Source organism: Coprothermobacter proteolyticus DSM 5265, assembly GCF_000020945.1.
GTDB lineage: Bacteria > Coprothermobacterota > Coprothermobacteria > Coprothermobacterales > Coprothermobacteraceae > Coprothermobacter > Coprothermobacter proteolyticus.
In genome coordinates this window covers 687,664-699,968 of sequence record NC_011295.1, presented here as the reverse complement: position 1 = coordinate 699,968, position 12,305 = coordinate 687,664, and the positions used below count along the sequence as shown (strand labels likewise).

General features: G+C 43.9%; 13 protein-coding genes. All 13 read right to left on the bottom strand.

What is annotated here, in order from left to right; all coding sequences use genetic code 11:
* Positions 1 to 4 precede the first annotated feature (4 nt).
* Genes COPRO5265_RS03620 through pth form a run of 13 tightly spaced genes read right to left on the bottom strand, consistent with a single transcriptional unit; the run spans position 5 to position 12,305 of the window.
* Positions 5 to 1,021, bottom strand: coding sequence for a type II secretion system F family protein (locus tag COPRO5265_RS03620; protein WP_012543535.1), 1,017 nt, complete (start codon positions 1,019 to 1,021; stop codon positions 5 to 7).
* Positions 1,005 to 2,066, bottom strand: coding sequence for a type IV pilus twitching motility protein PilT (locus tag COPRO5265_RS03615; protein WP_012544179.1), 1,062 nt, complete (start codon positions 2,064 to 2,066; stop codon positions 1,005 to 1,007). Before COPRO5265_RS03615 ends, COPRO5265_RS03620 begins: the two co-directional genes overlap by 17 nt.
* Positions 2,053 to 3,096, bottom strand: a complete 1,044-nt coding sequence (locus COPRO5265_RS03610; protein WP_012543873.1) for an ATPase, T2SS/T4P/T4SS family — start codon at positions 3,094 to 3,096, stop codon at positions 2,053 to 2,055. Before COPRO5265_RS03610 ends, COPRO5265_RS03615 begins: the two co-directional genes overlap by 14 nt.
* A 2-nt stretch (positions 3,097 to 3,098) precedes the next feature.
* Positions 3,099 to 3,332: a hypothetical protein gene (locus COPRO5265_RS03605; protein WP_012544745.1), complete on the bottom strand. Its 234-nt coding sequence runs from the start codon at positions 3,330 to 3,332 to the stop codon at positions 3,099 to 3,101.
* Between the two features lie 37 nt (positions 3,333 to 3,369).
* Entirely contained in the window at positions 3,370 to 3,660 is a 291-nt protein-coding gene (locus COPRO5265_RS03600) for a DUF1292 domain-containing protein (protein ID WP_012544595.1), read from the bottom strand.
* The gene (gene ruvX, locus COPRO5265_RS03595; protein ID WP_012543874.1) at positions 3,647 to 4,060 is read right to left on the bottom strand and encodes a Holliday junction resolvase RuvX; all 414 of its coding nucleotides are present in this window, start codon (positions 4,058 to 4,060) and stop codon (positions 3,647 to 3,649) included. Before ruvX ends, COPRO5265_RS03600 begins: the two co-directional genes overlap by 14 nt.
* Positions 4,057 to 5,082, bottom strand: coding sequence for an AI-2E family transporter (locus COPRO5265_RS03590; RefSeq protein ID WP_012543801.1), 1,026 nt, complete (start codon positions 5,080 to 5,082; stop codon positions 4,057 to 4,059). The genes ruvX and COPRO5265_RS03590 overlap by 4 nt, the downstream gene beginning before the upstream one ends.
* The gene (locus COPRO5265_RS03585; protein WP_012544273.1) at positions 5,075 to 5,806 is read right to left on the bottom strand and encodes a sigma-70 family RNA polymerase sigma factor; all 732 of its coding nucleotides are present in this window, start codon (positions 5,804 to 5,806) and stop codon (positions 5,075 to 5,077) included. Before COPRO5265_RS03585 ends, COPRO5265_RS03590 begins: the two co-directional genes overlap by 8 nt.
* Positions 5,803 to 6,126, bottom strand: coding sequence for a hypothetical protein (locus tag COPRO5265_RS03580; RefSeq protein WP_041735669.1), 324 nt, complete (start codon positions 6,124 to 6,126; stop codon positions 5,803 to 5,805). The genes COPRO5265_RS03585 and COPRO5265_RS03580 overlap by 4 nt, the downstream gene beginning before the upstream one ends.
* A gap of 4 nt (positions 6,127 to 6,130) precedes the next feature.
* Complete coding sequence (gene aspS / locus COPRO5265_RS03575) at positions 6,131 to 7,858, bottom strand: aspartate--tRNA ligase (RefSeq protein WP_012544867.1); 1,728 nt, start codon at positions 7,856 to 7,858, stop codon at positions 6,131 to 6,133.
* On the bottom strand, positions 7,851 to 9,071 hold the full coding sequence (gene hisS, locus COPRO5265_RS03570) for a histidine--tRNA ligase (protein WP_012543718.1): 1,221 nt from the start codon (positions 9,069 to 9,071) through the stop codon (positions 7,851 to 7,853). Before hisS ends, aspS begins: the two co-directional genes overlap by 8 nt.
* On the bottom strand, positions 9,047 to 11,740 hold the full coding sequence (locus COPRO5265_RS03565) for a helicase-related protein (protein WP_041735667.1): 2,694 nt from the start codon (positions 11,738 to 11,740) through the stop codon (positions 9,047 to 9,049). Before COPRO5265_RS03565 ends, hisS begins: the two co-directional genes overlap by 25 nt.
* Positions 11,727 to 12,305 carry an aminoacyl-tRNA hydrolase gene (gene pth, locus COPRO5265_RS03560; RefSeq protein ID WP_012544804.1) on the bottom strand — a complete coding sequence of 193 codons (579 nt, stop codon included), beginning with the start codon at positions 12,303 to 12,305 and terminating at the stop codon, positions 11,727 to 11,729. The genes COPRO5265_RS03565 and pth overlap by 14 nt, the downstream gene beginning before the upstream one ends.

Below are 12,305 nucleotides of genomic sequence, written 5' to 3'. Positions count from 1 at the left end.
CTCCTTAAATACCACTTAGATCTATCAACATTTGAACCATAGGTTTGTAAACCGAGTAGGTAATTCCAAAAACAGCCAAGCCCGCCATTAAAACCGAGAAAGATTTTAGCGCCTGAACATAGTGTGCCATGGTCATCTGCCTTCTGTGTTCTAGCTGCGAAGTAATCGAACTCAAAGCTTGGTTCAGGACCCCATTTTTCTCAGCGATAGCAACGCGTGAAATTACAGTGGAATCCCAACGTCCTTCCTCCATACTCATGGCCATACTTAACCTTTCTCCTGACTTTAATCGCTCATATAACCTCATCAAGGTTTGTTGCTCACCTTTAATATTGGTACTTATATGAGAAAGAGTCAATATGGCAGTTCCCATTGGCAAACCAGCCTGTAGCATTGATTCCAATGAGCTGAATAACCAAACATCCTTACTCAAAGTTTTTACACTTCTTGGCACCAGCATAGAAACCAGTCCATCACTAAATGCTACCCAAGCGCTTCCAATGTTTATAAGGGGAAGTGCCCACATAAAAGACTTGGACAGGCTCACCAATTCTGTCCAAAACACTGCCTCCATTCCCATAGAATAAAGGAAACTCTCAATGAATGGTAAGAAAAACAACCAAAATGCGTCCAAAATCAGCGTGACTGCAACAAGTACCAGACGTGGGTAAAAGAGTATTTCTGACACCATCTGATCCCACTTTCTACCAGCTAATATTCTTGTAGAAACTTCCTGCATGGCATGTGTCAGATTTCCTGTCTCCTCTGCAGATCGTATGTACATACTTATCACCGGATCTATGATGGTAGGGATTCTTTCCAGAGCCTCAGAGAACGCAAGGCCTTCAGCAAGTGAGTCTTTGAGCAATGCAGGCACCAAGCCGTATCTGGACTCCTGACTTAATATAACGACGCTATCGGACATGCTATATCCTCCAGCCATCAGTTGTGCCACATCGATCAGAAAATCCTCTGCGGCCTGTGAACCTTTCCTGCCACTACTATTACTTTTTCTGAGCATCTATCAATCTTTTTAATACATCAGGATAATTCGCCGTTTCCATGGCTTGATCTTCATCAATGAAACCCTTTTGCAGAAGTTCGAATAACCTGTTTTCCATGGTAACCATGCCAAAAGATGAACCCGTCTGAATGGAAGACGGTATTTGATGAGTTTTCCCTTCTCTGATAAGCGAACGCACGGCAGGAGTTGCTATAAGAACCTCATACGCCAAAATCAATCCCCCACCCTTTTTGGGCAAAAGGCGCTGAGAAACTATTCCCTCCAGCACACTAGAAAGCTGAGTTCTGACCTGCTGCTGTTGGTTCGGAGGAAATACGTCCACAATTCTGTCCACGGTTTCTGCTGCTGACTTCGTATGCAAAGTCGTTAGAACCAAATGCCCCGTTTCGGCCAAGGTTAGCGCTGCTGAAATTGAAGCTAAGTCACGCATCTCTCCTAACATAACCACATCAGGGTCTTCTCTTAAGGCAGCCCGAAGACCTTCGGCAAATGAAAGCACGTCATTTCCCACCTCACGCTGGTTAACAATTGAGAGGTTGTGTCTGAAAGTGTATTCAATAGGGTCTTCAAGTGTAATGATGTGATATCGGAAAGAGTCATTTATGGTCTTTATAATGGACGCTAAGGTAGTTGACTTCCCAGATCCTGTAGGACCTGTAACGATGACCATACCCATCTTCTTCTTCGCCAAATCAGTGACAATTTTTGGTAGCCCAAGCTCTTCAGAAGAAGGAACGTCAAAAGGTAACCGTCTTATGGCTAATGCAACACTTCCCCGCTGCAGGTACACATTTGCCCTGAATCTACCAAGGCCAGTAACACCAAACGAGAAATCGGCATTTAGCTGGGACTTGAAAATAGTTTCCTGCGTTTTGGGTAGGATCTGCGCAGCCATAGCAGCGGTATCCTCAGGAGTTAAGATCTGATCTCCCAAAGGGTGAAGAACCGAATCAATGCGAATCATGGGTGGTAAATTAACCGTCAAATGTAAATCGGTACCCTTTAAATCCGTTGTTTTCCTAAGGAGCTCAAAAATGTCCAAAGGCTATCCCCTCCAAATCACTATCAATTTTAACAATTTCTTGACCAAAGTGTGAATAATTCCCCAGCCGACGGCAGATGCAATCGTAGGTGAGACTTGTGAGCTCTCCCAGAAAAGGCTGTGAGCAGCTAATAGCACCATCTTTTACTGCAAAAACAGCTGTCCGGTACATCTTTTCATTGCTTCGTAAGGTGATCAGCCGCTGATGAATCAAAAAAGAAATAGTGGCTTCTATGTCTTGGGCCAAAACTCCAAAGTACAAGAGCCTCCTGAGTGCATGAGATAGGTCACGACTGTGCATAGTGGCAATGACTAGACGTGACGAAAAAGCCGCGTTGATAACCGCCCTGGCTGTTTCTTCGTCCCTTATTTCTCCAATTGCTATGACATCAGGGTCACTCCTTAGCGCCGATCTAATTATTTCTTTGTATCCAAATCCAACCTCTTCCCCCACCTCCACTTGCACTACACCATCTAAGAACTGTTCCACAGGATCTTCGAGGCTAATGATCTTCATGCCATCGTTCTGCAAGAACCTCAATGTTGTATAGTACGTAGAAGTCTTGCCTGAGCCTGTCAGTCCAGTTATTAACACAATTCCCTTACCATACTTGATCGCTTCCTCGAACGAAGCAGCCTGCTTGGAATCCATGCCCAGATCGACAAAGGAAGCATACTGGTCCTTAGTTGGTAACCTCAATGTTAAGGATTCTCCATGAACTGTAGGTAAGATACAAACGCGCAGGAATAACGTGCCATCTCTGGTAGGCATAGATAATCGTGCATCTTGTGGAACTCTGCTGTCAGCAACGTCTAACCCACTCGAGAACTTGAAAGCATTAAGCAATCGATCGTATTCGCTGTGGTTAATGGCACCTTGAAAGTGCATATCACCGTTAGTGCGAGTGAAAACATTTACACGATCAGCGGCTGGAACAAAGTGAAGATCAGAAGCCGCCAATTCGTGGGCTGCAGCTACGTAATCATTTATACCGCCGTAGAGGCTTGTGTTAAAGGTATTGTTGTCCAACGTCAGTCTTCCCAAGTGGTAACTAAGAAGGACTTCACATTTCCCTGCAGCATGCAGCTGAGAATAACTGAAATAAGTTCTTTTAGGCAAAAGCTAGTAGCTTGAAGAGTCATTCTGTAGTTGTCATCCGAGATACGGCTAGTCCCCATCATAGAATAGGCGTTGTCCAGCCCTTCAATCAAAGTCTGTACAACGCCTACATCAGCTTTTCCTAAAATCAGTTCAATCTTGAACACGTCAAGTCAATTTTAAAGCTATGTGTCTAATAAACTACTACTCTTCCTCTTCTTCTTCGTCTTCAGCTTCCAACAGAGCTTCCCAAGCCTCTTTTACTTTCTCGAATTCTTCATCAGACTCAATCTCCACTAGCTGGTCGTCTTCTATACGAAATACCAACAGGTCGCCTTCTTCTTCAACAGGAGCAAAAACTCCGTACAGAGCTTCGCCTACGGATAGTTCCTCAATAAGGGCATATTGATGCTCCACATCATTTTCGTCTGTAAAGGATATGATGACTTCTTCCATTTCCTCGTGATTATGCTCGTGTTCTTCATTGTGGTTCATTTGTTCTCCTCCTCGCATTAATATACTCCTGTAATATTAGCACAGCTGACATCAAATCAACCTTACCCTTATCTTTTATCGCTTTTTTCAAGCTTCGCGGGTCTTGACGAGAAACCAACCTAGACGTAAGCCTCTCGTCCCAAAAATCCACAGTGAATCCAACATCCTCCAAACGCTGACCTAAAGCTCGAACTGCTACAGCCATCTCCCCTTCAGTCCCGTCCATGTTTCTGGGAAGTCCCAAAACTACCACCCTCGGTCCGATTTTCTTCAGCTCGATAATGAGTTTCGTTTCCAAATCGTTCCCTTCCAGTGTTTTATGTGGAAAAGCCCATGTCTCACTATCATCACTCCGTGCCATACCAATTCTCTTTAGCCCAAAATCCACAGCGACAATCATATCTCTTTCGGCTTACTCCACAGATTGATAAGATAGGCACCAATAGGTACTCCGAGTATGAGCCCCGGAACGCCAGCTACCACACCACCAAAAATCACTAACGCAATGGCCACGATAAACGGAATGGAGAACTGCACACTCGCCATGGTAGCTGCTACTAACTGTTCTACACCTTGCCCAGTCAAAAAGATAATCAAGCTAAGGAGTAAACTCAGCCACTTAGGCGAAACAACTAAAACAACAATGGCATTGATGATAAAAGCAAAAAAGGGCCCCACATAAGGAATAAAATCCAAGACAAAGGCCAGGCTTGCTATTCCCAAAGCCATGCCACCATTCCTCAGGATTATGATATTGCCAATGAAGAGAACTACACCGAGCGCAAAACCACTAACCAAACGCTGTAGAGCGTATTGCCCAAGCATTACATCAAGCTGCTTGAATTTTGCAGCAGGCAGCTTACGGTCAGCGAAATTGACAAGTTTGTCCTTGTAAGGTATAAGAAGACCTGAAACTAACACAGCTAGTGTAATTTGAAAAAGGCTGCCACCAGATGAAGTGACGAATCTACCAACAGTCAAAAGCACGTTTTTCACTGTTTCGGCACCTACCAACGACTGAAGCTCACTTGAGATCTCGTCTAAAACCCTTGTTAGAACATCGCTTCTCTGCGCCCATTCCCCAACCGTTTCTTGAAGCTTCGGTAAGTACGCTACGAGGTTCTCAATACTTTTCGTTAACGGTGGAATAATACTCTGAATTAGATAAAAAATGGATATCCCCAATCCTATAAGCAACAGGATAGCAGTTATCACCCCGACCAAAGCAGCAAACCTTTTTTGCACCTTGAATAACCTTGCTGCTGCTTCAACGACATACATTGCAAACGTAAGCCACGCTAAGAAAACAATCCACCCGTAAATAGTTGACAGGTTTCGAACTACAAGATAGAAGGCGAAAGCCATGAGCAAAAAAGCAGCTTCGCCTTGAAGAATGACCTTCATCAGGTTTTTCCTATCCATGTATGGCCTCTTTTAACTTAGTAATTGCCTTTCTTTCGAAACGTGAGACTTGAGCTTGCGAAATATTCAAAAGCTTTGCAATTTCACTTTGAGAGAGACCTTCTAAGCGTTTTTCAATTATAAAACGTTCAGGTTCAGGTAGTTCTGACACTGCTATCTCCAACAGAGCTTCATCTTCCAAATCTCGATCACTCAGGAGTCCCAATAGTTCTTCACCTGTGGTGTCACTCTCATCGGTAATTTTAGAATCTATGCTAGACGTATTCTTAACTGCCATTATTGCAAGTACTTCACTAACCTGCTCTTCGTCCAACTCAAGTTCTTCAGCTATTTCTTTTATGGTGGGTTCATGACCCAATTTTTCGGCTATCTCAGGAAGCTTTTTCTGGATGCTATAGGCCATATCAACCATACTCCTAGGCACGCTAATCGCCCACCCATAGTCTCTCAGATAGCGCTTAAGATTACCCACTATGGTCGGAATAGCAAAAGTCTCAAACAAGTTCCCATACGACGGGTTGAATCGATCAATTGCATCAACCAATGCACGGTATGCTTCCTGTCGCAAGTCATCCTTATCTATCTGATAAGGAGCAAATCTATTTACCACAGAATCTGCAAGCGGCTTATACATTAAAAAAAGCGTGTCACGTATGCGAGGATCCCTTGTTTCCGCATACCGTTCAAGAAGCTCCCACGCTAGTTTTTTCTCCTTCTCTGTCATAAGTGCAAGATGACCTTCCTATATCTCTCAAGTTCCTGAGTAATGTAAGGTAGTAAAAACAATCTATAGGTCTCCATGTCAATTGTCTTGTCGCTTTCAATGTCAACCTGCATCGTATCCTCGTCTAAACGGGACAATCTGAGACGAAAGTTGCCTGAACCAGCGCTTTTCGTAGTGCCTTCAAAGGCCTTCATAACGACCAAGCTTAGTTCAAAAAACTTATCTAAATCCAAATTCCATATCTGGCCTACTCCAGCAACAACCTTCTGCAAGAGTAAGCTATATTCCTCTAAACACGGAATACAGAGCTCTATTATCAACCCACTAACCACCCTCCTCAACAACTTGTTTGAATATAGGTAACAGTTCCTGACGTTGACTAGCGAACAATCTTGCAGGGGCACCTGTGAGTGGACATGTCCCCGATTTGGTCTTTGGAAAAGCAATAACTTGCCTTAAGCTATCTGCTCCGCAAAGGAGCATAACAAGCCGGTCAAACCCTAGAGCAATGCCTCCGTGAGGTGGAGCACCACATGACAGAGCATCCAGGAAGAACCCAAATCTTTCCTCTATTTGCTCACTACTCAAACCAAGAATTTCGAAAACCACCCTTTGAAGGTCAGCTTTATGTATCCTTATGCTTCCTCCACCTATTTCAACGCCATTTAGAACAATGTCGTATGCTCTCGCCCTTACCTTTAATGGATCTTTCCTAATTTCATCGATAGAGGTGACATCAGGCATAGTGAACGGATGATGGGCAGCCTGTAGCGATCCATCCTCAGCTATTTCGAACATGGGTCTACTGGTCACCCAGACAAACTTATATTCGTTATCGTCTAACAAGCCTAAGTACTCGCCTAAAGCCAGTCTTAACTCTCCCAAGAACGGCAGCACATCCCATTCGTCCCCTGCGGCAAAAACATATGTTCCGTCTTCGAGCCAAGTTTCCTCAGTCAATACAGATTTTGGTCCGTTGGTTAGCAAACCATTGGCTGATTTACTCACAAACAAAAACTTATTCCCGCTACCAGATGCAGCTTGATCCAACACCTTCAGCGCAGATCGATCTAAGGGCTTATTCCAGTACAAACCTTTTACTACACCGCCACGTTCAATGACATTTCTAAATGCATTAAACTTGCTGGTTGAGAAACTGTTTGTGTAATCGTCTATAGTCATTTGGAAACGCAGATCAGGTTTGTCAGAACCGTACAAAGACATGGCTTCATCGTAGGTCATCCTAGGAAAAGGCGTCTCCACTTGTACTCCCAAGACTTCCCTGAATAACTCTTGCATCATGCCTTCAACTAGATCATATATGTCCTCTTCTGTGACAAAAGAAGCTTCTATATCTACCTGAGTGAATTCAGGTTGCCTATCAGCGCGAAGATCTTCATCACGAAAGCAGCGAGCAAACTGAAAGTACCTATCTACACCACTTATCATAAGCATTTGCTTGAATATTTGCGGGCTTTCAGCCAAAGCGTAAAAATAACCAGGTTGCTGTCTCACTGGTACCACGAAATTTCGTGCTCCTCCTGGTGTGTACTTGGTCAAATAAGGCGTTTCTATTTCCCAAAAGCCCTTTCGCGAGAGATAATTTCTGATAACTGAAGATACAACACTCCTAGTCTTTAGGTTCGCTAGCAACTCCCCATGCCTTATGTCCACATATCTGTACTTGAGTTTAGTAAATTCACTGGGCTCTCCGTTAACATCATAAGGCAAAGGCGCACATGGATTCAAAACTTCGAAATCCTCTACTTCGATTTCAATATCGCCGTTTTCCATATTTGGATTAATCTGATCTTCTGGACGCCGTTTTACCGTGCCTCGGACGCGGACCACGTCGTCTATGGACAGTTTTTTGACTAGCTCCAGGAGTTCTTCACTTTGTGTACTTGTGTAGCACTGAATAATGCCTGTCCTATCTTTTATGACAAAAAATACAACCTTACCGAAATCCCTAACATACTGTACCCAACCGCACAATTCTACAACTGAATCCAATTTCACATTTTTCACATCGCCGATGTAGATTCTATTCACCTAAAACCGCCTCCTGAGCAACTATGCGCTGTTCACCAGTCACCATATCCCGTAATGTGATAACATGGTTCCTTTGTTCCTCTTCACCCAGTATGAGTACATACCGAACTTCCACTTTATTAGCTAATTTTAACTGCTTTTGCAGTTTTCCTTGCCGTAAATCCATTATTATCCCAATACCATGATCTCTAAGTTTTTCCGCTAACTGGAAAGCAGGTTCAATCATATCTTCGCCAGTAGTGGCCAAAAAGTAAGTTTTCTTCGGCTCTGGGTCTATTATTGGCACTTTTTCTAAGGATGTAATCAATCTTTCTAGACCAATAGCAAACCCAATGCCTGGTACGTCAGGCCCTCCGTAGAAAGAAACCAAATGGTCGTATCGTCCACCACCAACTACAGCAAGATTGAATTCGCCTACATACCCCTCAAAAACAGTTCTAGTGTAGTAGTCAAAGCCTCTTGCTAGCTGAGGATCTTCAACGATGGGGACTCCGAACAACTTCGCTGCTCGTATAACGTGCGCATAGTGATCCTTACATGCCGGGCAAAGATATTCTGAGATTTTCGGTGCCTCAGCCTTTACTTCAGCGTGCTCAGGTCTTTTGGAGTCGAACAGTTTTAAAGGGTTCTTTTTAAACCGCTCAATTTCTTCATCTTCAGGTATTGCTGAAAGTACGAAATTTCTGAGCTGTTCCATGTAAATTGGTCTGCATTCATCACAGCCCAAACTATTAATATGTATGGTTAATGGCAAATTGAGAAGACTGAATATCCTCTTCACAACAAGCAGTACTTCGATATCCATGTAAGGTTGGGATACGCCAAAGGCTTCTATACCAAATTGATGAAACTGGCGGTATCGCCCAGCTTGAGGCCTTTCTCTCCTAAACATAGGCCCCGTGTAAAAGAGCCTAAGTACGGGGATATCATAGAGGTGATGTTGAATTACCGCTCTAGCCACAGGAGCTGTTCCTTCTGGCCGTAGGGACAACACATCTCCATTCTTATCCTCAAACTCATACATTTCCTTGAGTGCCACATCGCTTTCGTCTCCCAAACCTTTTCTAAAAAGCTCAGAAAATTCTAAAATGGGTGTTCTTATTTCACCATAGCCATAAAGTAAAGCGGCTTTAGACAACAGAATCTCCAACCTTCGCCATTTAAAGGTTTCGGGAGGCAAAATGTCTCTCATGCCTTTAGGATTTCGAACCATTCTTTGGCACCTCCTAAACACTCTACCGCGGCAAAAATCGCATCCCATGAAGAGACTGAACCAGTTTTAAAATCTTGGATCTCATTCTCCCTAACCAGCTGAAACCCTCTTGAATTGAATTTTATCATTGTGATACCTCTTTTATTACCTAAAACCTTAAGCAAAGAATAAGCAAACAGAGCTTTACTCTCCTCAGGAATGTGCCCCACAAGATCTTTGAACATCAAGAACAGTTGCATAAGCTCCCGTTCTGTATCAGCGTCCAGAATGTCCTTGAGTAAATTACTTCTTTCAGGCTCAGGCAAGATCCATTCAGGTATGTTCATCTTAATTGGCCAAGACACAATTTCAGTTTCTTCTTCCCTATACGTTTGCTCCAGCAGTGCATCCACAGCAAACACGTCTTCTTGTTTGACCAAGCCATGTTGCCGTATACCGAAAATCTCACCAATCCCACGGTAACGTGTATCCAATTCCGCAAGAGCATAACTATCAGAATAATTGAGCAACTTCACAGTAGAGTGTATGCGACTTCGCGTAGCTGGGGAAGCCGTCGGCGGATAAAGAAACCAAGCATAGCCCTTGACACTGTTTCTTCCCACTCTACCTTTAAGTTGATACATCTGCGATACACCCAAATGAGTGGCGTCTTCTACGACGATGGTGTTCGCAATAGGCAAATCCACACCTGCTTCCATGATAGTGGTGGCAACAAGAATATCTATTTTTCCCTCTTGCAGCTTTTTGAATATGGACTTTATCCGTTTATCGGTCATCCGAGCATGGAGAACCTCTATTTCCGCGTCCAAGAACATCTGCTGAAGTTCCAAAGCTCTAAGGTCAATACCTTCAATAGTCGGGTGAATGTAAATGACCAATCCACCCCGATCTAGTTCATCAGATAGCACTTTCCTTACTAAATCAGGAGAGTATTCATCGGCAAAAACAGTAACTTTTTGCCTACCATAAGGCAGCTCGTGCATTCGTATAAGCTTTACATACCCGCGACGTGCCAAGAAAAACGTTCGAGGTATGGGTGTGGCACTACTGAAGATAACTTTGACCCACGGGAAATGTTCTTGAAACCAGTTTTTGTGTGTCACTCCAAACTTCTGTTCCTCGTCGAATATGACCAGAGCTAGCTTGTCATCATAAAGCTGTTTTTTCAAAAGGCTGTGAGTCCCCACCAATATGTCCCAAGGCAAAGCAGGATCGTCAGACAATAGGAGACCGCAGCTTTGGATGCGTTCACTATAGGCAGCCATATATTGATCCACCAACACTCTAGTAGGAACCACAATGACAGCCTTATAGCCAGCGGAGGCCACAGCGACAGCCGCACGCATAAGTACCTCGGTCTTGCCCACGCCAGATTCTCCTATGATCAACGCTTCCTCAGGATGAGGGATTGCTAACCAAGCGTGGAGTTCTTCAGTAGCCTGTTTTTGGTCAGAAGTTTCCTCAAACTGAAAAGACTGTGCAAATGCGCTTTCAATTTCTTCATCAGGCTCTATAGTGAAGGATTGAGTGCTCTTCTTCTGCTTAAACCTGTTCTCAAGGAAAGATCTCATCTTCAGAGCTCGCTGCTGAAGAGCTCTACTCTTTCTACTCCATCTGGCTGGTCCCAAACTGTCAATGGACATGGTCGAAGGAACCCTAACTAACTTTTGACTACGCTCCAGAGGAACCAAAACATGTCCATCTTTGTACGAAATAGAAAAGTATGGTTTCCCTTCCACATACTCAATACCATCGTAAACACCGACGCCTCGGTCTACATGAAGCACTGGTTCCCCAACCTTCAACCCGTGCCAAGACAACTCCAGGGATCTGCGATGCCCAACTTTCCATCCCAGTCCTTCGCGATCAATGTGTATATCGAAACCATCGAGGCTGAAGGGCATCCTAATCCTGCCATGAACCAGAAACCTTTTTTCCCCGGAAGCCAGCCCTGCCGAAATGGAATCAAACACAGGCCAACCAAGTTTGCGCGAAAACACCTCGGGAAATTGGGTAACCAGAACCATCTTGCCCTTGTAAGCTGTTAAGTCGTCGATGCTGAAACTGGGCACCGATATGAACTTGTCTATTTTAACTGGCGATACCTTTCTAATAGGAAACGTCAGTTCAACCTCAACTGCTCTAAGCTCCCTATAAGTACGTTCAGAATCGTATATGACAGCTTGGGTCATTCTGTCGATAGGTCGCACCGGTATTTGTCTTGTCCAGAGCGTGGCATATTCAGTTCGTCTTATGGACATTTGTGTCTCTGAATCCACTATGCGGATGCTTTCAACTCGGTCTTCCTCGTCAAAATCCAACCTATAGAGCTCGTCAGAGTAAATGTCAAGTACAAAACCTCGCTTCGCCCACTGAAAGCTGTCATAGCAAAAGTCCACTCTTGTATACCCTGTCAACTTAAGAAAACTCAGAACTACATCCATTGGGGTACCTTTAGTTATCAACAAGGGATCGCCTTCTGGTAGCAGGGTTTCCTCCACTAGGTCTCTGGCATCGTAAACCATCGCTCGAGAAACTCCAACCAGAGCAGAGTAGTAATCCAAGAAAGCTTGCTTCTCGCCTTCTGGCAAAATAATCGGAAAGTTTTCTTCCAAGCCCTTCGCTTCAGCAGCGAAGTAAACCAGCGGATCTTGACTAGTTATTTTCATTGGAATTAAAACTGTTTATGTTCTGTTGAAAACGTGAAAAATTCCGATCAGTGATCAGCAAACATAACTGGTCAGCTATGTAATCTGCTGCCCTGATAAGTACTTCTTTCTCATTCTTCTGGGGTTCACCTAATACGTAGTTTATGACCTCTTGTTTTGAGAATGGGCGCCCAATGCCCACCTTTACACGCCAAAATGAATCAGTTCCCAAGGCATCAATAATGGACGATACCCCTTTGTGGCCAGCGCTTGATCCACCAAAACGTACTCTGGTTTTTCCTACTGTCAAATCAAGATCATCATGAATTACCACTAGATCCATTCTAGGCTCGTAAAGGCATTTCACAGCCTTACCACTGTTGTTCATGTATGTTAGGGGATAAACGATGAAATCTACTTCTTTCTTTAATTCATGTTTCAATTCATAAACTCGGCTATAACACAGTAAACGTAAATTAAGGCCGGTGAGCTTAGTCCTAAGAAGATCTAAAACCCACCAGCCTATGTTGTGCCTAGTCTTCTCGTATTCTATACCCGGGTTTCCCAGTCCAACAATTAGTAGCAT

Bases quoted from the DNA above. Each gene is read 5' to 3' on its own strand.
- pth (WP_012544804.1), bottom strand. From the start codon at position 12,305: ATGCTACTAATTGTTGGACTGGGAAACCCGGGTATAGAATACGAGAAG.
- hisS (WP_012543718.1), bottom strand. From the start codon at position 9,071: ATGGTTCGAAATCCTAAAGGCATGAGAGACATTTTGCCTCCCGAAACC.
- COPRO5265_RS03600 (WP_012544595.1), bottom strand. From the start codon at position 3,660: ATGAACCACAATGAAGAACACGAGCATAATCACGAGGAAATGGAAGAA.
- COPRO5265_RS03585 (WP_012544273.1), bottom strand. From the start codon at position 5,806: ATGACAGAGAAGGAGAAAAAACTAGCGTGGGAGCTTCTTGAACGGTAT.
- COPRO5265_RS03565 (WP_041735667.1), bottom strand. From the start codon at position 11,740: ATGAAAATAACTAGTCAAGATCCGCTGGTTTACTTCGCTGCTGAAGCG.
- COPRO5265_RS03590 (WP_012543801.1), bottom strand. From the start codon at position 5,082: ATGGATAGGAAAAACCTGATGAAGGTCATTCTTCAAGGCGAAGCTGCT.
- COPRO5265_RS03620 (WP_012543535.1), bottom strand. From the start codon at position 1,021: ATGCTCAGAAAAAGTAATAGTAGTGGCAGGAAAGGTTCACAGGCCGCA.
- ruvX (WP_012543874.1), bottom strand. From the start codon at position 4,060: ATGATTGTCGCTGTGGATTTTGGGCTAAAGAGAATTGGTATGGCACGG.